The organism is Marinoscillum sp. HNIBRBA16962, from assembly GCF_057801515.1.
Genome location: NZ_CM173603.1, coordinates 5,235,476 through 5,258,111 on the forward strand (window position 1 = coordinate 5,235,476; position 22,636 = coordinate 5,258,111).

The following is a 22,636-nucleotide window of genomic DNA, read 5'->3' on the forward strand; positions in this document are numbered from 1 at the left end:
CTCACCCAATACGCCAAAAATGACAGTAGAATAATATAAATTGGCGTGACAAAAAGGTCTTTAATACCCATAGATGAAAATCCTCATTCTTGCTCCATACCCCCTAAACGAAGCGCCATCGCAACGCTTTAGGTTTGAGCTCTTTCTCAAATTTATGGAACAAAATAGCATAATGTGGGACTTCTACCCCTTTGTTTTAGCTGATGAGTGGAAAATCCTCTACCAAAAGAAAAAAAATGCCGATAAGCTAATTGGAGTTTTTAAGGGTTTTTTGAGGCGGTTTAAAATTCTATTCAAAGCAAAAAAGTATGATTTCATATTCCTGCACAGAGAAGCCACTCCGTTAGGGCCTCCAATATTTGAATGGATTATAGCCAGGATCCTCAAGAAAAAGATCATCTATGACTTTGACGATGCTATCTGGCTGCCGGACCAGCAAGAAAATCTTATCTGGAAGTGGCTGAAGTGGCGTTCGAAAATCAGCTCAATCTGTAAATGGAGCTGGAAGGTTTCAGCCGGAAATGAATACTTAGCTGACTTTGCCAGGAGATACTGTGATCAAGTAGAGATTTTAACTACAGTTGTAGATACTGCGATACACACCCCCCTATCCCCCCTCAAGGGGGGAGACAGGGGGGTGTTCAATCCCTCAAAGGGGGAAGGAGGGGGGGTGTCAAAAGCCAAAAGCCAAAAGCCAGTGATAGGCTGGACAGGCTCCCACTCTACCCTGTTTTACCTGGATGAAGTTATCCCGGTACTGCAAGATCTGGAGAAAGACCATGATTTTGAGTTTTTGGTAATTGCTAACCGTGATCCTCAACTCCCACTGAAAAATTTCCGGTTTGTGCCCTGGAATAAAGAATCCGAAATTGAAGACCTGAATCAAATAGATATAGGCATTATGCCCCTGCAGGACAATGAATGGGCTAAAGGAAAATGCGGCTTTAAGCTGATCCAATATCTCGCTTTGGGCAAACCTGCAGTAGCATCACCGGTTGGGGTGAACCCTGAAATTATAATTGACAGGAAAACGGGTTTCCTGGCAGGAAACAAAGATCAATGGATTAAAAGCCTTAAAAAACTAATCTTAAATCCGGACCTCAGAAAAGAACTGGGGGAAAACGGAAGAAAACTGATCGAAACCAATTATTCGGTAGCGAGCCAAAAAGAAAAATTTCTCAGACTTTTCTCATAACTCCTTCAGCCTTTCACGGGCCTCCTGGTTAGCGCTGTGCTTCCTTTTTGTAAGTTTTCTTACCTGCTTATAGTACTCTTTGGCCTCTTCATTCCTGTCTTCCTTTTCTGCTATCCGGCCCAGGTGAAGGACTGAATAAATGTAATAACCCATATCCGTGGCATCTGCCGCTTCACCAAACTCCATGGCAAGCTTAAAGTACTTCTTAGCCGGCTCATAATTACGGCGGATTTCATTGATGTGACCAAGAAAAAAAGAAGCATAGCGACCGGAATTGTACTCATATCCGGCATAAGCGCTATCTATACGGTTCAGAATAGAATTACTTTCTTTAATAGCATCGTTGTACCTCCCACTCTGGTAAAGCAGCCGGGTATAAAATCGGTGAAAGTAAGCATTATCCGGGAAGGTTTTGTGAAGGTATTCGCCCAGCTGCAAGGACCCCATCAGATCATTTTCTTCATAATAAGAAATACGCATCAGGTAATACTGTGCTTCAGTCCTTGTATAAAAAGCATTTCTCGCCACAATCTTCAACTGATGGATGCCTCTCTCCTTATCCCCATCGGGAAACATCATCATTAAAGGCTTCAGGATCGGATAATTCTCAGGAACCCATTCCCTGTAATAATTGAATAATGCATCTCCAAAAAGCAACTCCGGACTCAGGTCCCCATTTCCCCTGCACTCTTCCAGATAGTTCATGGCATTCTTTCCCGCAAAAGCAGCTTTGGTCCAGTCTCTCCGTTCTGAATACAATCGCCCCTGAAAAGCATGCGTAGCAGCCAGAAAAAAGGCCCCCTCTACAGTATTCAGCTCCTTATACATGCGCTCTGCCAGCAACATAGAGGTATCCATGTAGGCCAGAAATTTCTCATCGTACTGCTCATTATCAAAGTTTGGCAGTATACGCCACCAGTAGTTTAAACCCATCAGAAAATAAGGAAGGGGATGCCAGCCATACTCGTTTTTGAGATACCTGAAATGAGACATGGATCGCTCAAACTTAAAATTGTACATGTCATTGATCGCCTGGGTGGCCTCCATTTGGATAAATGGATTTGAGAGCAAGCTGTAATTACTATCGATCGGAACCTTAGGTAAGCTCCCCTGGGCTCCGGCCACAGAAAAGCTTAAAATGAACACTATGTAAAAAAAATATTTCCGCATTTGTTTCCTCCGGCAGAGGTTTAGACAATTATTGTTCCAAACGATCACTTATTTCATCTATGCCAAAACGAGCATTCAATTTTTTTGTTAGCTTCGGAGGCGCAAAGATCGTAAATAGATCAGGTAAACCGTACAAGAAAAGTAAAATCGTCATTGGAAAATGAAATGGTTAATCAGAAGTAGAGAACGTTTTATAGAGGATTGGTATAACCAGAATGGCATAGCTTTCTTCATAGTGTTATGTCTGCTTTATTTTGCTTCCTTCTTTATCAAACGCACATTTATCATTGATGGTATAGCTGCCTTTGAAGTTTTGCAGGACCGCGGGGAGATGTGGATCATGAATCTATTCTTCGGACTCCAATATCTCAGCGTACCTTTCTTTCTGGCCTGGAAATTTACCCTGACTGCTTTCATCCTATGGGTAGGCTGCTTCATGTTTGGCTATCGAGTTACCTACGCCCAGCTTTGGAAAATGGTCATGATCATGGAAGTTGTTTTTATTATTCCGGAGCTTTTGAAAGTATTATGGTTTACCCTATTTGAAACAGACCCCAATTATCACGATGTGGTGGCTTTTTATCCCCTCAGCCTGATTAATTTCTTTGATTATGAGACACTTTCATTACGCTGGCATTACCCTTTAAAAGCATTTAATATCTTTGAAATCATTTACTGGGGATTGTTAATAGCAGGCGTGTTTTGGCTTAGCAATAAGAAGCTAAAAGTTTCTGTTTACATCGTTTCCAGCTCCTACATCTTATTTTTTCTCCTTTGGTTGGTGTATTACCTGATCGTTTATAAATAGATTATTCAGGAAGCCGATTTTCAAAATGAAAAGCTAAATACACAGCTGGCAATGATTGTCCTCCGGGTTTTGACTCTGACTTTACACTCATGATCCAATTTCAGGATAGACCCCGCGACCACTTAAGTCTGTAAACCCCCTGTACAATGCGATCCAATACGTAAAAAGCACAAGCCAGAAAAAATACATTCAGGTGAACCCCAAAAATGAAAAAAGTAAGGATCGAAAACAGTGAGAGTAAAATCAGGTAGCTCATAAATCCTGCAACCAATCGTATACCTTTGAAATGTTTGAAACGCCGCTTGATCTGCATCTCTATAAAATCTCCCTCGTAGATGACCATGTAGCTTAAATAACCATAAAAGAGAGCCAACAGAATAAAAAACCAAGCATTGACATAAACATCCTGATTCTGAATGGATAGAAATGCATTCAACAAAATGATCGGACCAGCACTCATTTCATACAAAGTCTCATGCATGTCGTTCTCAAAGAAGTCTCCAATGACCACTACCTTATCACCCACAAACTCATGTATGGATTCATCCGGCAGATAGAGCAACTCTCCAAGGTTTACTGGATTAAAACCTGCTTCCTGATCCTGTATATCCTTTTGAAGGAGGCGATAATTGATGATGAAATTGTTAGGCATGGTATAGGTTCCAATATCTACTAAAAACCCCTTCTTTTCAGCTTCCATTCCCTGAAGGTACTCATGCATCTGTAGCGGGGTCAGCTCCAGGGAATCATGGTAGAAAAGCTGATACTTATAGACTCCTTCAAAAATATTTCCAATTACATAATCAGAAATACCATATTCCATCTGATCAAAAATGGGTTTTTCCAAATCACCATTCTCATTTAAATGAGCAGAAATCAATACATTTTGAGCTACATTCAGAGCACTTCCCAACTGATCATCATACTCCGTGGAGTCCACAAAGTGAATATCGCAGAGAATATATTTTGGAGGTATTTCCGACCGGTTTATAATCTCAAATAAAGTAGCCAGCTTTTGACGGTCTGTTATTACCTGATTCCCCACAGGAAAACCAAACTCGTCAAAACGGTCTATTAGCTGCAGATCATAGGAGGTATTGATGAATGCAAACTCTGATGGGTCCGGAAGCTCGCGAGTCTGCACTTTCACCGCAGACGTGGACCAGATTAAAAATTTCTCATCACCAGCCAGCCAGGGTAAGGACATCAGGTAAAACGTCAGCACACCCATAGCCAGGACATTGGCTACTACTGCCAGTCCTACCCCTATTTTTTTAAGATTCCTCAACTTTAAGATTCCTCAACTAGCCCTTACGAATAATAGCTTCAACCTGCTCCGGATTGCACTCTCCATACAATGAAGAGACCAGCTCATGTACAGCGGTTACAAGTTTATCGCCGGTAAGCTCACTCAGAGACTCTGCCAGGCCTACAACCTCTGATTGATCCACGTTGACCAGATCAATAGAAGTAATTAATGTAGAAGTTTGCTCGTCAGAATTGTAGTAAAAAAGCTTCATATCACTTACTTCTCCAGGAGCTACCTGCTCATCATCTACCGTGTAAAAATCACCTTTAATAAATAGAATGGTATCGTCAATCGAGCTGAGCTTCTTATTTACCTCTTCCCCTTTATACTTATATCGCACAAAAAAGAACTTTTGATCATCCATGGGATACGCCTGTGAAGAAACAGCTACCTTCATCGTATCACTGAGCCAGGCTTTCGGGGTTTCAAACTTTTTCTGAAAATCCACAAGGTTATTTATACTCCCGGATCTAGTACTCATTCTACCCCGTGCAGGTGTTAAAACTGAGGCTAGCACATAGCTCATATCGCTTCCCCCGGTTGAATTTTGGTTCTTCCTGATCACATAGCGCCCCCTGTCACTACTCAAAACAGCTGCTTTGGCATCAGCAGATTGAAAATCCAGTTTCGTTTCAGCATCCAGTCTCAAACCCCGGGTCAGATAGGTGTCTTTTGCTGGGAGATAGATCTTTCCACTTACATGGATTACAGAATACGTTTGAGCCCGGCCATTGCTTACAGCAAAGAATAAGAGGAGATAGAAAACGGTGAATCTCATTAAATTACTTTTTATGGTTACAGCAGAAAGATAAATAAATTTGAAAAACGATTGACCTTTTATCGTTCAAATAAGGAAATAGGCGGATCAATGAGTTGCGATACAACTAAATTTATTTTTTAACAACTTTTTATCATTTGACTGAGGAAAATATCCGTTATCGCAAAATAAAATTCAATACGGCAGGAAGTTATGGAGAGTTATAGAAGTTTATCCTGAGTATTATAAACCATTATTACTAATTTCGCCAAGTTGACTCAAAAGAATTAAAATGGGATTTCAAAAAATTAATGTGATCACAGGCTGGATAGCCTTTCTTATAGCGATGGTTGTATACACGCTGACGATAGAGCCTACTGCCAGTTTCTGGGATTGTGGGGAATTTATCGCGTGTTCGTATAAGCTGGAAGTACCACATCCACCAGGTGCTCCATTTTTCCTGTTGATAGGCCGGATCTTTTCAATGTTTGCCGGTAGTGATGTGGAAAGTGTCGCTTACTGGGTGACGATGATAAGTGTTCTAGCTAGTGCATTTTCTATCCAATTTCTATTCTGGTCAATCGTCCACCTCGTTAAAAGAGTTTTAAAAATCAAGAAAGGCGAAGAAACCCTGGAACAAACTATTTTGATCTTAGGAGCTGGTCTTGTGGGTGCTTTATCCTGCACCTTCGCTGATTCATTCTGGTTTAGCGCCGTGGAAGCTGAGGTGTACGGTATGTCAGCCTTCTTCACAGCTTTTGTGTTCTGGGCTATCCTTAAGTGGGAGAATATTGAAAATGAGTCTGACCGAAATAAATGGATCATACTCATTGCCTACATGATGGGTCTTTCCATTGGGGTTCACCTTTTGAACCTCGTGACCATTCCTGCAATGGGGCTTATCATCTATTTCAAATACAACGAGAAAATCACCAAAAGAGGCATTTTTGTGACCATGGCTGCTGCGGGAGTAGCTATTATCCTCATTATGATCGGGATTATCCCTGGCCTGCCATCTGTCGCCGGCACCCTTGAGATCTTCTTTGTAAACGGGCTTGGCCTTCCATTCGGATCTGGCGCTATATTCTTTGGGCTGGCTTTCCTGGGAGCTCTGATCTACGGGTTATACTATTCCGTAAAAAAGCAAAAGCTTACCTTAAATACCATTTTACTCTGCTTTACATTCATTATTATAGGGTATTCTTCTTATACACTAGTACCTATCAGAAGTAGCTACAACCCTCCGATAGACGAAAACAACCCGGAAGATATTCTTTCGTTCGTTTCATATCTGAAGCGTGAGCAATACGGAAGTCGTCCGTTATTTCACGGCCAGTACTTTACCGCTGAGCTGCAAAGCCAAAAGCAGGGAGATGCTGTATACATGAGAGGAGAAGACAAGTATGTGGTGAAAGATTACAAGATTGAGTATGTATATGACCCTAAGCACACCACTATCCTTCCACGGATGTACAGTTCCGACCCCAACCATGTAAAAAGATACCGTGAGATCACGGGACTTAAGCAAGGGGAGAAACCAAACTTTGTGGACAATATCAGCTTTATGATCCAGCACCAGATAGGTCACATGTACATGAGGTATTTCATGTGGAATTTCTCCGGTCGTTCTTCGGACATTCAGGATGCCAATTGGGTAGGAATACGAGGAGCATTTGAAGAGTTGCCATCACCACTGGAAGAAAACAAGGGTAGAAATATCTATTATTCTCTACCGCTTCTGCTCGGTCTGCTGGGAGTATTCATACAGTATAAAAAAGACAAAAAATACTTCTCGGTTACATTATTGCTGTTTTTTCTTACAGGAGTTGCGCTTGTTCTGTACCTGAACTCGCCCCCAATAGAACCGAGGGAGCGTGACTATATATATTCCGGCTCTTATTATGTGTTTGCGATATGGATCGGATTTGGCGTGCTGGCAATTTATGACCTGCTTAAATCAGTAGTTAAAAATGGAAAAGTAGTGGCAGTTGCCGCAACACTCATCGGGTTAATTATACCTGGAGTGATGGCAAAAGAAAACTGGGACGATCACGATCGTTCGGATCGGTATTTTTCAGTAGATGCTGCTAAAAACTACCTCGACACATGTGCGCCAAATGCAGTGCTTTTCACCGGTGGAGATAATGACACATTCCCGCTTTGGTATGTGCAAGAGGTAGAAGGTTACCGAACGGATGTCAGAGTAGTTGTGCTTTCATATTTCAATACTGATTGGTACATCGCGCAAATGATGCGTGATGCTTACGAGTCAGAACCACTGCCATTTCAGCTGTCATTGAAAAACTACCAGCAAGGAGGATATAATGACTACCTGCCGGTAGTGGAAAACCAGGGAATCACGGGAGCCATAGATGCCGGAAAATATCTTGACGCTGTTGAAAAAGAGCATTCCGGCCTGAGGATTCCGCTGAGTACCGGATCTTACTATAATTCTGTGCCTTCCAGAACCATGTCCGTCGCTGTGGATACTGCCTGGGTAAAGAGTCTGGGGATCGTCCCTGAAAATCTCGAAAACCGTCTGGTAAATCGTATGCAATGGAGTATTAAAGGTAGAGGACTTGAGAAAAATGACCTTGCTGTGATAGACCTGATCGTGAATAGCAACTGGGAGCGTCCGCTTTACTTTAACACCACCTCCCTGGCTTCTTTAAACATTGACATCAGAAAATATGCTGTGCAGGAAGGTATAGCCTACCGTCTATTGCCGGTACAGAATCCAAATCCTCAGGAATACCAGGTAAATAATGAGGTGATGTATGATAACATCATGAACGACTATAAGTGGAGAGAGCTTGACAACCCTGACGTTTATTATTCTGAGGATTATAGAAACTTCTGCCTGAATCACAGGTCTGCTTTCAATACCCTGGCTATATCGCTAATGGATGGAGGTCAATATGAAAAAGCAAAAGATGTGATGGTAAAATCACTTGAAGTAATGCCTAATGAGTCAATTCCGTTTGATTACTTCAATGTACAGCAAATAGGCATCCTACTTGAGCTTGATAAAATGCTGGTTGCAGAGGATACGGTGGGCGGAAGTGAAGTGTCTACCACTCCTATGAAAGACCTGGCCAATCATATTGCTGAAGTAGCCTCCAAGGATGCTGTAGAGATGTTGGAGTACTACATTTCTAAAGGTGCCTATGATCGATCAGACCTTCAACAAAAACTCCTGATCCTGAATGCTATTACCAGAGCCTACAGGTCTGTGGGAGACACAGAAAACGCGGCAAAGTACGAAGAAATGTTTGACAGATTCTACAGATCCTTCCAGGGTCAGTAGGTTGTTACAGACCAGGCGAATGCTTATAGATCTAAGGGCTGCGTGTTTTGCAGCCTTTTTTTATTATCCCTTTTACGTTATCCGAAAAATGTATCGTGACTTTTCTACCTAAATACATTGTAAGGGTGGAGGGTAAAAATTAACTTGATGAAATTTCTAACTTAAAATCAGGAGGGAACCGACACTCAGCAAAACCATTAAGAGTGCGAACGCATGTTCCAATTATTTAACACTGGTGGTATTAACTGTGGTATAGAAATCAAGCTTAGCTTTTCTAACTACGATGCATCTCCCTTGCTCCTAAAAGGCACAAAGAAAAGAAATACAAAAAAACTAAATTGAGCAGCTTTAGAATTAATTCTTAAGGAATTTGTAAGCTTTCTTAAATCGAGAAACCTCATCTTTCACTACCAGAAAGTAATACCCGGTAGCAAAATCTTTTACCGGAATGCGGTATCGACCAGTGCCAATTTCTTCAGCATTGATCTTTATTTCATTCCCGATGATACTGTGCAGTTCAAACTCAGTATTCTCAAGTGTGCTGTTTTGAATCTCTACGATTACATACTCAACAGCAGGGTTAGGGTAGATCTCGATCCGGTTACTTGGATCGATCTTTTGGTTGTAGAACGTGTTTTCAGCACTCACCATCACATCCTCACCATCTCCATTCTGAGCAAAACTGCTCAGGGAAAAAAGAAGTGCAAACGCGTATATAATGAGTTTATTGTTCATACTTATGTACAAAATACGCAAAAAAAGACCAATTGTTCGCACAAAGGCATGAAATTTTTACATTAATTATTCGTTAACTCCATTTTTTAACAAATTTTGTGAAAAAGAGATCAGCCATTTTGTGCGTTTTTGATCGCTGAGGGGATTTTTTCAATGATATCAGAAGCAATTAAAGAAATTTCATTTTTCTCGATTACCGCCAGGTCACCAGCGGCCCCATGAATGTACACGGCAGATTTAATTGCCTCAAACGGCTCAATATCTTGTCCCAGGAAAGCTCCCGCCACTCCGGTAAGCACATCGCCACTTCCTCCGGTAGCCATACCCGGATTCCCAGTGCCATTAAAATGTATGATACCAGACGTATTACAAATGGCCGAGTAAGCTCCCTTTAATACCACATTTACTTTGTGTCTTTTAGAGAAGGACTTCAATAACTCAAGCTTTTGGAAATCATCCTCCCAATCACCGACTAGTCGCCTAAACTCCCCGGGATGAGGAGTAAGTATGCTCCCTTCAGGCAATGCCTCGATCAAGTTCGAATTTTGAGAGAGAATATTTATGGCATCAGCATCCAATACTAGCGGAGCTTGTGCGTTGAGAATCAGCTTCTCGACAGCTTTTACGGTCAGCTGATTGGTCCCAATGCCTGGCCCGATAGCAATACAATCATACGAGTCTTCCAGCTCCACCTCAGTGATAACTTCCATATGTTCATCCTCTATTACCATAGCTTCAGGTACGGAAGTTTGTAAGATACCCGTTGCACAGCTGGGACTATGAATAAAGAGTAAACCTGCACCGGCTCTGATTGCAGCCCTTGCCGAAAGGACAGTTGCACCAATTTTTCCTTTACTTCCGGAGATCAGTAGCATTCGCCCTGCATTGCCCTTGTGATCAAATTTACTTCTTACCGGCAATTGTATATCACCCGCCTCTGTCAGAAAGTAAGGGGGTTGCAAAGAGCTTATAAACTGCTTGTCTAAACCGATATCTACTATGTGCCAATCACCAACAAAACGACTGGATGAGGGGTGAAAGAACGCAAGCTTTGGCACCTGAAATGAAATCGTGTGGTCCGCTTCGATGATTGCGCCAGCTGGAATAGAACGATCAGCAAATAATCCGGATGGAATGTCAATAGAAAAGATAGTTGCGCCAGAAGCATTTATCTGATCGATGACTTTCCCAAAAAGGCCCTCCACAGGCCGTGAAAGCCCTGAACCGAAAAGCCCTTCAATCACGATCTTGTCTGCATCAAGGTTGGGAATGTTGGATTCGTTGGCTATGTGGTTCAGAGTCAAATGCTGACTGAGGCGTTCATAATTTTTCTGAAAATCCGGAGAAGCTTTTTCAGGATTCCCAAGAAAGTAAACCTCTGTTCGCTTCCCTGCTGCTTTCAGGATCCTTGCAATGGCCAGTGCATCTCCCCCATTATTTCCACGTCCTGCAAAGACACATATCGGTCCCCCCTGACGTTCCAATTCAAGAAATTTTGTGACGAACGCACGGGATGCACGCTCCATAAGGTCAATGGAAGCTATCGGTTCATGCTTGATGGTATGCTCATCAGCCTCTCTGATCTCCTTTGCTGAAAGTACTGGTATCATAAAATAAAGCTTAAGTATTCCCTGCCATAGTATTTACCAACTGATCAGGGATATCGTTGGTGGTAAATAGTCCAATTTTACTCGTTAATTTAAAAAAACAGTTGCTACTTATTTCATTAAATATTACATTGTAAACCATTTTTTCACTTAGCCAACTAACCAAATGATCAAAGTTTTAATTAGCCTGCCAGTTGTTCTATGTGTCTTCTCTTACAGCCTTAATGCTCAGAAAAGTCCATTTGATTTCGGAGAAATTGACACAAAGTATTTTGAGATGTCGCATTGCCCGTATGACTCCTCTGCGGGAGCTATTGTACTTCAGGAATATGGTGAATCCACCATAGATCACAATTACGAGGTTTTGTTTCTCTATCACGGTCGAATAAAAATTCTGGACAAATCGGAATTTGAAAGAGCAGACATATCAATACCCTATTATAAAGGAGATCGTGTGCGAAAACTAAAGGCTTCTACCTATAACATGGTAGACGGGAAAATAGAAGAATCTGAAGTCACTAAAGATCAGATCTACAAGGAGGATCGTAATGAGTACGTAGGAGTAATGAATTTTACTTTCCCAAAAGTAAAGGAGGGTTCCATCATTGAATACACATATATGGTGAATTACGGTAGCTGGACCCGTTTAAATACCTGGTACTTCCAGTCATCCATCCCTACATTGTATAGCCAGTACCATCTTGAAATTCCTGAATTTTTTCATTACAAGCGTCTGCAAACAGGCTTTATCCGATTGAGTGATGCCACCGTGGATATAACAAACGGTCATGTTGGAAATTCTAATGTTAGATTTCAACGTCACAACTACGTGGCGGAAAATGTACCTGCCTTTAAAGATGAGCCTTACATGACTTCCAGGTCAAATTACATTTCTAAAATAGAATTTGAACTGGATTATGTAAATATTCCCGGAGAGGTAGTAAAGAATTATCTGCCTTCTAATTACCATGCATTAAGCCGGGGACTGGCCGAAAGTGAATATTTCGGAGGGAAAATTAAAAATACTAATTTTGTCAAAGGTGAAGTGCAACAAATAAAAGATTCTGTTTCAGGAGATGAAGCGCTCGCCAGGAGTATATTCTCTTATGTGCAGGACCATCTGGAAAAGGACGGAGATGTGGATTATACAACATTGCGAAAGGTCCTTAAAGAAGGGAAAGGATCCATTTCGGATATCAACCTTATTTTAACCGCTATGTATCGTGAAGCAGGACTCTCGGCCGACCCGGTGAGATTGAGTACCCGGAAAAATGGAAAGATCCATCCTGTGTTTCCCATAGCGAGTAAGTTCAATTACACAATCTGCAAACTCAACATTGGAGATTCTTATTACCTGCTGGATGCCTCCGAACCTAACCTGAAATTTGGGATAATCCCGAAGAGGTGCACAAATGGCCAGGGGTTGGTGATAAGTGAAGAGAATCCGGGCTGGGTTGACCTAGCTCCTTTTCACAAAAACGATATTACCTACTTTGGTATGTTTAATGTGGATGAAAACGCCATGGTAACTGGTCAGTTACAAATTGTCCGAAGTGGCTATGAAGCACTGGATTTCAATGAGGTACTGGGAGATGATGGGTCAGAGAAGTACAAAAAAGACTTTGCTAACCGAAAAGATCTGTGGCTTATAGAAGGCCATGAAATAACAGACCTGGATGATCATGTTGCCCTGAAGCAAAAACTATCTATAACCGCGGAGGATCTGATTGATGACCTTGGCGATATTTTATACCTAAACCCAATTGCTACCGGACGGCTGACAGAAAACCCTTTCAAAACTGACGAAAGAGTATTTCCTGTAAACTTTGGTGCCCCCTATACTATCAGTCATGTTTATACTTATACAGTGAGTGATGACCTTGCTATAGAATCAGTACCACAGCCCTTCTCTATTGCATTGCCAGATAATGGAGGCACAATATTATATCAGGCTACTCAGATGGGAAATAAAATATCCGTGACCTGCAAATATAATATTGCAAAAAGTGAATACCTCTCGGAAGAGTATCCATACTTAAAGGAATTTTATGCCCAATTAGTAGAGAAACAGGGCCAACAAATAGTCCTCAAAAGAAAATAAGGAGCATGAAGTCATTTATTTCCATCATTTTTATGGCCTTTGCCATTTGTGTCTACGGACAGTTTAATGCTGACCAAATACCTGAAGATCTTAAAAAAGAAGCCTATGCTGTCGTGCGTTTCAAGCATGGTGAATTTGAAATAGGAAAGGTGGACAAAGCGAGATATAAAGTACATCAGGCAATAACAATATTGAGCAAGGAGGGTGATTATTACGGACTCCCAAATGTGAATTACGATAAGCTAAGAAAAATTTCTTCTTTTAAGGCTACGGTATACGACAGCAAAGGAGATAAGATAACCAGGGCGAAAAATGCCGATATTCATGATGAAAGCAGTGTTTCGGGTTATTCCCTGTACGAAGATGATCGTATAATGTGGGCCGATCTGCGTCAGGAAACTTATCCTTATACCGTAGAGTTTGAATATGAGGTCAAGTTTAAATACCTGTACTCCATACCGGATTGGCTGTTTTTACCAGACGAAAAAGTCAGTGTAACGGAAAGTGATTATAAAATTACGTTTCCTACGGAGCTGGCACCAAGATATTACACCAACAAATTTGAAGGCAAGACAGATAGTACATTTAATGAAAACCTGGTTACAATAAGCTGGAAAATGGAAAATCTGCCCTCTTTTGAACGAGAACCTTATGGGCCTTCCTTTACAGACTTAGCGCCGTCAGTAAGAATAGCCCCCGGCAAATTTGACTATGACGGTTATGAAGGTAATATGTCTACCTGGGATGGACTGGCGAAATGGCAAACACTTCTGAATGACGGAAGAGATGATCTGCCGGATGAAACAATCAGTAAAATAAAATCACTGACAGAGGGCAAATCTGATATGGAAAAAGTAAAAGCCGTGTATGAGTATGTCCAAAACTCTACCAGATATGTAAGTATCCAATTAGGCATAGGCGGCTTCCAGCCTTTTCCTGCCAGTGTGGTAAATGAGGTGGGCTATGGAGACTGTAAAGCCCTTACTTTTTACACCCAATCACTTTTAAAAAACATTGGGATAAAATCCTACTATACATGGATAAGCGCCGGAGATTCTCCTCCCCCTGTAAATGAGAACTTTCCAAACGATACGTTTAACCACATTATCTTATGTGTACCTGTTGAGCAGGATACTGTGTGGCTTGAATGCACAAACCAAACCAACCCTTTTGGTTATCTAGGCACATTTACCGGTAACCGAAAAGCTTTGGTTATAGACGGAAATAAAGGAACCATCGTCAAAACCACGAGCTATTCACTGGATAACAATAAAAAAATAATCTCCGCAGATTTTAAACTTGATCAACATGGCAATGCTGATGTAGAAGTACTCCTAAACTATCAGGGTTTAGAGTATGAAAGTCAGGGCTTAGATTTTTATGTAAACTACAGTGCTGAAGAGCAAAAAAAGTGGGTAGAGCGAAATGTTAATATTCCATCTTTTTCTGTTAGAGCCTTTGAATTTACGAATCACAAAGAGATGATCCCCTCAGCGAAAGTAAAAGCTGATCTTGCTGCCAGGAAGATTGTAAGTAAGTCAGGGAATCGTTTTTTTCTACAACCAAACATATTAAACAAAACCACTTTTATCCCGGAAAAAAATGATGACAGGACCCAACCTGTATTAATCAACAATTCCTGGGCAGAATATGATACCATTAAGTTTGAGCTGCCTGAAAATGTTGTGGTAGAAGCTAGTTTCGATTCTGTAACTTTTGAGAGTCAATTTGGAAAGTACTATGCCTCAATCATAAAAACAGATGAGCGTAACATAGCTTACGTCCGTAGGTTTGAATTTTATGAAGGGGAGTACGCCGCTGAAACTTACCAGGAACTATACGAATTTTTCAAAAGCATTTCGCTAGCTGATAAAAAAAGGATTTCATTGGTGAGTAAAACCTGATCTGACTACATCGAATTACCGATCCACCTCGCCTAGCACAAAATCTATTGACCCGGCAATGGCAATGAGGTCAGCAATCATGTATCCACGACTGATCTCCGGAATCACCGAAAGATTAGAAAAGCAGCAGGAGCGGGCTTTGCACCTGAATGCCTGATCAGCTCTGCCATCCGTACGGAAAAAGAATCCCAATTCACCTTTGGGGTTTTCAGCGCGAACATACAGGTCCTGCGCTTTTGGCCGTATTTTCTTGGGGACTGCCTCACGGGGATCAAAGTCTCTCGTTCTTTTGAGGTCAGTAGTCAGTCGTTCAAGACATTGATCTATAATTTTTACAGACTCCTGGCATTCCCTCATGCGCACCCAGGTTCGGTCCCAGCAGTCACCAGTCTCTCCCTGCTCTCCCTTCCCTATCGGGATTTCAAAATCCAACTCGGGGTAAACGCTGTAACCATCTACTCTTCTCAAATCAAACTTCAAACCTGAAGCTCTAAGCATTGGGCCAGTCACTCCGTAGTTAATGGCCAGATCCATAGGTAGTGTTCCCACCTTTGCCGTCCGGTCTATAAATATCTTGTTGGAGATCAAAAGATCCTCCAGATCCTGAAGCTTCGGGTTCAGGTATGCAGAAAACTCCTTGCAGCGCTCCTCAAAACCAACCGGTAAGTCATAAAACAAACCACCTATCCAGATATAATTATAGAGCATCCTGGCTCCGGATGCCCATTCTAAAAGACGCAGAATATGCTCCCGGTCACGCATCATCCACAGGAAGGGGGTAAAAGCGCCAATATCCATTCCATATGTACCGATAGCTATAAAGTGGGATGCCAACCTGTTTAACTCCGCTACCAATACCCTGATATACTCTACCCGTTTCGGTATTTTATCCTCAATTCCCAGCATGCGTTCCACTCCTATCGCATAGGCATGCTCAGAGTTCATAGCTGCCACATAATCCATTCGATCTACATAGGGGATCACCTGGTTATAAGGAACTGACTCTGCATGCTTCTCAAAACACCGGTGTAGATATCCTAAATGGGGAATCACATCCTTTACGATTTCACCATCTGAAATAACCTCCAGGCGAAGCACCCCATGAGTGGATGGATGCTGGGGCCCCACGTTGATGAGCATTTCACCACTCTTCAGCGACGCAGCAGTATGTACTGTAGGTTCTGAGTTTTTATGATGATCCGGATGATATTTATATTGTATTTCCAATTAATTGATAATTGATAATGGTTAATTAAGAAATTACTTTAACAGCCTCAGGTGAGATCCGCTAACCTCTTTGTTGCAGCGAAACCACAAATAAAATCAACTTTTGACTTTACCTGCTGAGATTTTTCGGATAAGGCTCTTAGGCCACTCCAAATCAACTGCATGAATCCGATAAACTCTTTGTAGCAAAACTCAGTCATTAGTACTCCCCTCCTTTCTCATAACTAAACATTAAAAATTCCTCATTTTCAATTATTAATTTTCAATTACCATTCTCAATTCCTTTCCAGGTTTTCCAAGTCTCCCGGCTTTTCTTTCCGATCATATACCACGGTCATTCCATGATACTCCTTCTGCTCTTCGTAATCCTTTCTCAGCGGATGCCCTTCCCAATCATTAGGCAACAAAATCCTCCTTGGGTCCGGATGATCAGGAAACCTGATCCCCAGCAAATCATACGCCTCTCGTTCGTGCCAGTTGGCTGTTCGCCAGATATCCGAAACGCTTTTCACTTCAGGATCAGACCTGTTTAAAGTCACCTTTAACATCAGGTGCAGGTCATAGGGGATGCTGTACAGGTTATAGATCACTTCCATTGTATCAGCCTCTGGTCCGTTATCCAGACCAGTCAGGCATGAAAGGCTATCAAAGTATGTCTTTTCATGAGCGTGCAAAAACTCACAGACCGAATGAATATGATCCTTTGAGATCAGTAGTGCGTTGGGAGTGGCATTCAGGTCTTCTCCTACTACTGCTCCAGGTAAATTATCCTCTACTAAAGCTTTGATATCTTGAAATGTCATTGTAAATGCATCTTTAAAAATGCTAAGAGAGGTCTTAAGCTCTCATGATCCAGGTTCCCAACTTCCTTATTCAAATAATCCCGGCTCTTCTCGTTACCTGAGCCGGTAATGATCTCAGAATAGGCAAATATCTTCGTTTTCAAATCAGGTATAGTATCAGGCAGTCTCTTTAGCTTTTCGTTTTGCCATCAATTTTTCCAGCGCGTCAGGTTTCATCAATGACTCACCTCTGATTTTCTCCTGGAGCTTCATAAAGCCGCCGATCAGGGCTTCCGGCCGTGGCGGACATCCGGGCACATACACATCCACAGGTATGATCTTATCCACGCCTTTTACCACATGATACCCATGATCCCAGTAAGGACCTCCACAGTTGGAGCAGCTACCCATGGAAATGACGTAACGAGGCTCAGCCATCTGCTCATAAAGCCTGCGTACTCGATCAGCCATCTTAAAGGTAACCGTACCCGCTACTACCATCACATCTGACTGTCTGGGAGAAGCCCTGGGTAACACACCAAACCGGTCCATATCGTACCCTGAGGCATAAGCACCCATCATCTCAATAGCGCAACAAGCCAGTCCAAAACCCATCGGCCACAGGCTGGAAAGCCTGGCCCAGTTTAACAGATCATCCGCTTTGGTAACTATGATGCCACCCTGTCCAAATTGCTGATCTAATAGCCCCATTACTTCTCTTGTTTAAAGGATCGCTTATTGACTTTTTCGTAAACAGACTGAGGTATTTTGGACCTGTAATCCGATTCAGTGGGACGGGGTTTTGCCCAGTCCAGCATGCCATTAGCCCAGACATAAATCAGCCCCAGTAGTAAAATACCCACAAAAATGAAAGTCTCTACCAGCGAAAACGTCCCCCAGAGGCCTTCCGTTCCTGCGTTCATCTCTTTATCAGCAAAAACTGTCGCCCATGGAAAAAGAAAAACCAATTCTGTTTCAAACAGTAAAAAAATCAGTGCAATCACATAAAACCTGACATTAAAAATATTCCAGGCTGATTTGACGGGTTCTTCACCCGATTCATAAGTCGTTTCTTTTTCCTCATTAGGTCTTACCGGCCGTAGTATTTTACCAACTAACAAGGTAATCAATACAAATCCTACCCCGCCAATGATAAACAATAAGGCCACTCCAAATCCGGATATCTCAATCATGCCTGAAAATTACACAATGCTCAGAATTTCAAAGGATCTAAATGCTTGAAGTGTCCATTCATCCTGATTTTTTCTCTGGCCTTTTCAGCTCTCTCAAGGGCCGGAATCAGTTTTTCAAGGTGTTCAATGACGTATTTCTGTCGCTTCACCTCAGACTCCATCTTTAAGATCAGATATTCTTCGTCCGGCTTTAGACCGATCTTATGAATGATATCATAGAGTACATTTTCCTCCTGTACAGTAATATCCTCTTCTGCGTGCAACCACTCAAAAAGGATGTTGACCAACTCCACCACTTTAAGGTTCAGTTGTGGGTCCGGCTCATCTTTCGGCTTCACAAGCTCCACTACGCCCCCCGCATATTCTTTATTCTCCCAGGGGTTTTGGTAATCTTTCACCTTAAATACCCTAATTCCCTCAGTCTTGATATCCATTCTCCCGTCCTCATAGGCTTTTGTCACTTCCACAATTTTCACCTCTGTACCATACTCAATTTTAGTCAATACATAAGAAGGGATACCAAAGGTTGTTTTTTCCCTCAAGCAATCATTCACAAGCTTTTTGTAGCGTGGCTCAAAAATGTGGAGATTGAGTTTCTCTCCGGGGAATGCCACAAGATTTAAAGGAAACAATGCCAATTGCTTTTCCATATTGTGATAACATCAAAACTTTTATAGAGTTTGAATTAGTTTTGGAAAAAATCACTTCCAAAAACTATGGCAATTCCTATACGCATAAATCAAGGTCGCATTGTTCCGTGGCAGTTCAGGCTGGCCGGAACCGTTCTGGTTTTTATGCTCATCATGGCTGCATTTTTAAAACTACCCGAAATGTATGCCGTGCCGCTAGCCATCCTTATTTCTTTTTTACTCCCTACACTCTGGTCTTCCTACTATGTATTGGAAATCAACACGGATAAAAAGCAAATAGCTGACCTGTACTGGATAGTAGGACTGAAAAAAGGAACAGTTACAACCTATCAAAAGATTGACAGAATCTTCATCAATAAAGTTAAAATGGGCCAGAGAATAACCTCATACAGTGGTCATGTACATAATGCACAATCTGTGGAGTATACTGCTTTTCTTAAGGTAGAACCGGAGAACAAATTTGAGCTCATCGGTGATAACCCTGATAAGCTCAAAGAAAGATTAAAACCTATAATCGAAAAACTAGGTTGTAAACTGGTTGAGAACTTTGATTAAGTAGCCCAGGTCTTTCCATTCCCTGCCTCCTCAATGGGTACACACCCATTGTATTCCACAGGCACAGCCACATATTGTAATGCCTGGGTAGCTCCATATTCCGTAGTGTAGTAACCTACCAGCGTCAGCTCCTTCATTTTCCAGAAAAAGCCCTCACTGCCCGAGAGCCTTCCCGGCTTACCTCTTACAGTCTCAATTTCTCGTATTGCCTGGTTGAGTTTCGTCAGCACCGTTGATTGATCTTCCTTCCCCAACTCAACAAAAGGACCACCGTAATTTTCTTTGCACAGTTTCGAAAACTCTTCAAGTCCTTCCATAAACCTGGTTCTTTCAGCCGGATCATAACAAAGACTTACCATTTCTTCAATAAAGCCAGGAACGCCTAAAGACTTTGCTCCGGGTGTATCCGTCTCAGGCAGTATTCGTTCTGCCACTTCCATCACCAGCTTAGCCTGATCCTCAGAAAAGAACGTAGGGTTCCATGTGAGCTCAGGACTCGGAGTACACCCGTTTATCAATCCGGCAACAGTAGGAGCTGTCAGGGCTCCTCCCATGATCCATGCGGCCCTTCTCAGAGCTTCTCTTCTCTTAATATTTTCCATGTTACAGATTTCTACTTTTTAACTCTTTTACTGCATAATCTGCAGCTCTTGCCGTCAAAGCCATATATGTGAGGGACGGATTCTGACAAGCAGATGAGGTCATTGCTGCTCCATCCGTCACAAAAACATTTTTTACCTCATGTAATTGATTCCATTTGTTTAAAACCGAGGTTTTTGGGTCACGCCCCATACGAGCAGTCCCCATCTCATGAATGCCCAGTCCCGGTCCACCAATATCATCATAAGTACGTACGTTTTTAAGACCTGCTTTATCCAGCATTTCGGCTGCTGAAGCCTGCATATCCTTTCTCATCTCCAGCTCATTTTCTTTAAACTCACAATCAAAAATGAAAGTGGGCAACCCATGCTTATCCAGCATGTCGTAGTTGAGAGAGACTTTATTGTCATGATAAGGCAACATCTCACCAAAACCCATAAGTCCCATTCTCCATGGGCCAGGTGTTTTGATCTCTTCCTTCAGCTCCTCACCTATTCCCAGCTCCCTGATTGCAGACCGCCAGTTTCCACGACTGCCGCCTCCCTGATAGCCGTATCCTCTGATAAAATCCGGGTGCTTTTCCCCGATGTTGCGAAACCGTGGGACATAAATACCATTAGCCCGCCTACCTGTATAGTATTGATCCTCAAAACCTTCATATTCACCTTCAGCTCCTGCTTTAAAGTGATGGTCCATCAGGTTATGACCAAGCTCACCAGAAGCATTACCCATTCCTTCAGGGAAATACTCACTTTTTGAATGCATGAGAATCCATGTTGACCCTAATGCTGAGGCATTTAAAAAGACAATTTTTGAATAAAATTCCTGAGTTTCACCTGTCTCCGCATCCTGTACACGAACGCCGGAAGCCTTACGTGTTTCAGGATTGTAAAGCACTTCCGTAACAATAGAGTTTGGTCGTAAAGTCATATTACCAGTGGCCGCAGCTGCAGGCAGCGTACTGGACTGACTACTGAAATAAGCGCCAAACGGACATCCACGCATGCATAAATTCCTGAAGTGACAATGCGACCGACCATTATGGTTCTGAGTAAGGTTAGCTACCCTGCCAATGGTAAGGATCCGGTCATCATAATTTTTAGCGATGCTTTCTCTCACATGCGTCTCCAGGCAATTGAGATCCATGGGGGGTAAGAATTTACCATCCGGAAGCTGAGGGAGTCCTTCTGCCTGGCCGCTAATGCCGGCATGAGACTCCACATAGTCATACCACGGTGCCATATCTTCGTATCGGATCGGCCAGTCTACACCAATCCCTTCTTTGCCATTGGCTTCAAAGTCCATGGGACTCAATCGGTAAGACTGACGCCCCCATAGCAAGGATCTCCCTCCTACATGATATCCTCTGATCCAGTCAAATCGTTTCACTTCAGTATACGGATGCTCCGTATCCTTAACCCACCAGTGCTTCGTAGACTCTTTGATTGTATAGCCTGTTCTGCTTTGCACTTTATAATCTTCCATCTCCTTGTCAGTTACCTGATCATCATGTGGTAGCTCCCAGGGATGTTTGTTCATTGTAGGGTAGTCCTTTAGATGCTCTACCATTCTGCCTCGCTCCAGCACCAACGTTTTCAGTCCTTTCTCTGTAAGTTCCTTGGCTGCCCATCCGCCGCTGATTCCTGTACCGACAACAATAGCATCGTACGTATTTTGATTTTTTGCTTTAGTATTGAGGTTCATTGAATAATTGTCATTGGGTAAATTTTTTGAATTTCCAATCTAAACAATAATAAGTCAACTTTCCGGGCACTTATTGTAGATTTTTTAATGAAAACGTTTCCAATTGACAATTGAATAAGTATTTTGTTATTCACTAAAGAAAAGACTATGAAAATTACGCGAAAAGCTGCTTTGAAAAATATTTTGGGGGTTACTGCCATGGGATTTATGGGAATCCCAACTTTTTCTCAGAAAAAAAATAAAAAGGTCACTGTCGGCAACAAAATAAATCACTCTGTATGCCGGTGGTGCTATAATGACAAATCTCTCGAGGAACTTTGTGAAGCAGCTGTGGATATAGGCATTTCTTCTATCGACCTGCTCAACCCGGATGAGTGGCCAGTCGTGCAGAAATATGGACTAACGTGTGCTATGTCCAATTGCGTACCCCTTAGTCTTACTGATGGATTTAATGATCCTGAAAACCATGAACAGCTAAAAAAAGACTACTTTGATCTGATTCCAAAAGCCGCTGATGCCGGTCTGAAAAACATTATCTGCTTTTCAGGAAACCGCAGAGGGATGGACGATAAGGTTGGGCTGGAAAATTGTGCAAAAGGACTGGACCCTGTAGTGAAGAAAGCAGCTGAATATGATATAACCATCTGCATGGAGCTCCTGAACTCCAAGGTAAATCACCCGGACTATCAGTGCGACCACACTCCCTGGGGAGTAGAACTATGTGAAAAAGTAGGCAATGAAAATTTCAAACTCCTTTATGATATCTATCATATGCAGATCATGGAAGGTGATATCATAGCTACCATTCGTAAATACCACCCATACATCGCACATTATCATACAGGCGGTGTGCCCGGCAGAAATGAAATAGATGAAACCCAGGAGCTAAATTACAAGGCAATTATGGAAGCAATTGTAGAAACCGGTTTCACCGGTCATGTAGCTCAGGAGTTTATCCCTAAAAATGAGGATGTCTTTGCGTCATTGAGAGAAGGTGTAGAAATCTGTGATGTTTAAAGGCCCATCACTTTT

General features: G+C 42.1%; 19 protein-coding genes. 7 read left to right on the forward strand and 12 right to left on the reverse strand.

What is annotated here, in order from left to right; translation table 11 throughout:
• Positions 1-73: 73 nt before the first annotated feature.
• Positions 74-1,195 carry a glycosyltransferase gene (locus tag AC3E9V_RS21795; RefSeq protein WP_488750283.1) on the forward strand — a complete coding sequence of 374 codons (1,122 nt, stop codon included), beginning with the start codon at positions 74-76 and terminating at the stop codon, positions 1,193-1,195.
• Here the strand turns inward: AC3E9V_RS21795 and AC3E9V_RS21800 are convergent.
• Positions 1,190-2,365 carry a tetratricopeptide repeat protein gene (locus tag AC3E9V_RS21800; RefSeq protein WP_488750284.1) on the reverse strand — a complete coding sequence of 392 codons (1,176 nt, stop codon included), beginning with the start codon at positions 2,363-2,365 and terminating at the stop codon, positions 1,190-1,192. The two genes, AC3E9V_RS21795 and AC3E9V_RS21800, sit on opposite strands and share 6 nt — an antisense overlap.
• A 160-nt stretch (positions 2,366-2,525) precedes the next feature.
• Between AC3E9V_RS21800 and AC3E9V_RS21805 the strand changes: the two genes are divergently transcribed.
• A complete protein-coding gene (locus AC3E9V_RS21805) occupies positions 2,526-3,173 on the forward strand; it encodes a sulfate ABC transporter permease (RefSeq protein ID WP_488750285.1) in 648 nt (215 codons plus the stop codon).
• A 100-nt stretch (positions 3,174-3,273) separates the two neighbouring features.
• Here the strand turns inward: AC3E9V_RS21805 and AC3E9V_RS21810 are convergent, their stop codons facing one another.
• Complete coding sequence (locus tag AC3E9V_RS21810) at positions 3,274-4,461, reverse strand: hypothetical protein (RefSeq protein ID WP_488750286.1); 1,188 nt, start codon at positions 4,459-4,461, stop codon at positions 3,274-3,276.
• Positions 4,462-4,477: 16 nt separating this feature from the next.
• Positions 4,478-5,260 (reverse strand): hypothetical protein, encoded by a 783-nt coding sequence (locus AC3E9V_RS21815; protein WP_488750287.1) that lies wholly within the window; start codon positions 5,258-5,260, stop codon positions 4,478-4,480.
• Positions 5,261-5,531: 271 nt separating this feature from the next.
• Between AC3E9V_RS21815 and AC3E9V_RS21820 the strand changes: the two genes are divergently transcribed.
• Positions 5,532-8,546, forward strand: a complete 3,015-nt coding sequence (locus tag AC3E9V_RS21820) for a glycosyltransferase family 117 protein (protein WP_488750288.1) — start codon at positions 5,532-5,534, stop codon at positions 8,544-8,546.
• A 354-nt stretch (positions 8,547-8,900) separates the two neighbouring features.
• On the opposite strand, the gene AC3E9V_RS21825 is transcribed toward AC3E9V_RS21820, so the two are convergent.
• Together AC3E9V_RS21825 and AC3E9V_RS21830 are read right to left on the reverse strand one after the other, a co-directional pair.
• The gene (locus AC3E9V_RS21825) at positions 8,901-9,281 is read right to left on the reverse strand and encodes a T9SS type A sorting domain-containing protein (protein ID WP_488750289.1); all 381 of its coding nucleotides are present in this window, start codon (positions 9,279-9,281) and stop codon (positions 8,901-8,903) included.
• Between the two features lie 110 nt (positions 9,282-9,391).
• A complete protein-coding gene (locus AC3E9V_RS21830) occupies positions 9,392-10,891 on the reverse strand; it encodes an NAD(P)H-hydrate dehydratase (protein ID WP_488750290.1) in 1,500 nt (499 codons plus the stop codon).
• 163 nt (positions 10,892-11,054) lie between these two features.
• Here AC3E9V_RS21830 and AC3E9V_RS21835 point away from each other — a divergent pair, with 163 nt between their 5' ends.
• Positions 11,055-12,989 carry a DUF3858 domain-containing protein gene (locus AC3E9V_RS21835; protein ID WP_488750291.1) on the forward strand — a complete coding sequence of 645 codons (1,935 nt, stop codon included), beginning with the start codon at positions 11,055-11,057 and terminating at the stop codon, positions 12,987-12,989.
• A gap of 5 nt (positions 12,990-12,994) precedes the next feature.
• Positions 12,995-14,893 carry a DUF3857 domain-containing protein gene (locus tag AC3E9V_RS21840; protein WP_488750292.1) on the forward strand — a complete coding sequence of 633 codons (1,899 nt, stop codon included), beginning with the start codon at positions 12,995-12,997 and terminating at the stop codon, positions 14,891-14,893.
• Between the two features lie 15 nt (positions 14,894-14,908).
• Here AC3E9V_RS21840 and AC3E9V_RS21845 read toward each other — a convergent pair whose 3' ends face one another.
• The 5 genes from AC3E9V_RS21845 to AC3E9V_RS21865 form a co-directional block, all read right to left on the reverse strand.
• The gene (locus tag AC3E9V_RS21845) at positions 14,909-16,120 is read right to left on the reverse strand and encodes an NADH-quinone oxidoreductase subunit D (protein ID WP_488750293.1); all 1,212 of its coding nucleotides are present in this window, start codon (positions 16,118-16,120) and stop codon (positions 14,909-14,911) included.
• A gap of 275 nt (positions 16,121-16,395) precedes the next feature.
• Positions 16,396-16,923, reverse strand: coding sequence for an NADH-quinone oxidoreductase subunit C (locus AC3E9V_RS21850; RefSeq protein ID WP_488750294.1), 528 nt, complete (start codon positions 16,921-16,923; stop codon positions 16,396-16,398).
• A 156-nt stretch (positions 16,924-17,079) separates the two neighbouring features.
• Positions 17,080-17,613: an NADH-quinone oxidoreductase subunit NuoB gene (gene nuoB / locus AC3E9V_RS21855; protein ID WP_488750295.1), complete on the reverse strand. Its 534-nt coding sequence runs from the start codon at positions 17,611-17,613 to the stop codon at positions 17,080-17,082.
• Entirely contained in the window at positions 17,613-18,095 is a 483-nt protein-coding gene (locus AC3E9V_RS21860) for an NADH-quinone oxidoreductase subunit A (protein WP_488750296.1), read from the reverse strand. Before AC3E9V_RS21860 ends, nuoB begins: the two co-directional genes overlap by 1 nt.
• Positions 18,096-18,115: 20 nt before the next feature.
• On the reverse strand, positions 18,116-18,745 hold the full coding sequence (locus AC3E9V_RS21865) for an LON peptidase substrate-binding domain-containing protein (RefSeq protein ID WP_488750297.1): 630 nt from the start codon (positions 18,743-18,745) through the stop codon (positions 18,116-18,118).
• Positions 18,746-18,811: 66 nt separating this feature from the next.
• Between AC3E9V_RS21865 and AC3E9V_RS21870 the strand changes: the two genes are divergently transcribed.
• Positions 18,812-19,300, forward strand: coding sequence for a hypothetical protein (locus AC3E9V_RS21870; RefSeq protein ID WP_488750298.1), 489 nt, complete (start codon positions 18,812-18,814; stop codon positions 19,298-19,300).
• Here the strand turns inward: AC3E9V_RS21870 and AC3E9V_RS21875 are convergent.
• Together AC3E9V_RS21875 and AC3E9V_RS21880 are read right to left on the reverse strand one after the other, a co-directional pair.
• The gene (locus AC3E9V_RS21875) at positions 19,297-19,902 is read right to left on the reverse strand and encodes a gluconate 2-dehydrogenase subunit 3 family protein (RefSeq protein WP_488750299.1); all 606 of its coding nucleotides are present in this window, start codon (positions 19,900-19,902) and stop codon (positions 19,297-19,299) included. The two genes, AC3E9V_RS21870 and AC3E9V_RS21875, sit on opposite strands and share 4 nt — an antisense overlap.
• A 1-nt stretch (position 19,903) precedes the next feature.
• Positions 19,904-21,604 (reverse strand): GMC oxidoreductase, encoded by a 1,701-nt coding sequence (locus AC3E9V_RS21880; protein ID WP_488750300.1) that lies wholly within the window; start codon positions 21,602-21,604, stop codon positions 19,904-19,906.
• A 147-nt stretch (positions 21,605-21,751) separates the two neighbouring features.
• On the opposite strand from AC3E9V_RS21880, the gene AC3E9V_RS21885 reads away from it, so the two are divergent.
• A complete protein-coding gene (locus AC3E9V_RS21885; RefSeq protein ID WP_488750301.1) occupies positions 21,752-22,621 on the forward strand; it encodes a hydroxypyruvate isomerase family protein in 870 nt (289 codons plus the stop codon).
• Positions 22,622-22,636: the final 15 nt, after the last annotated feature.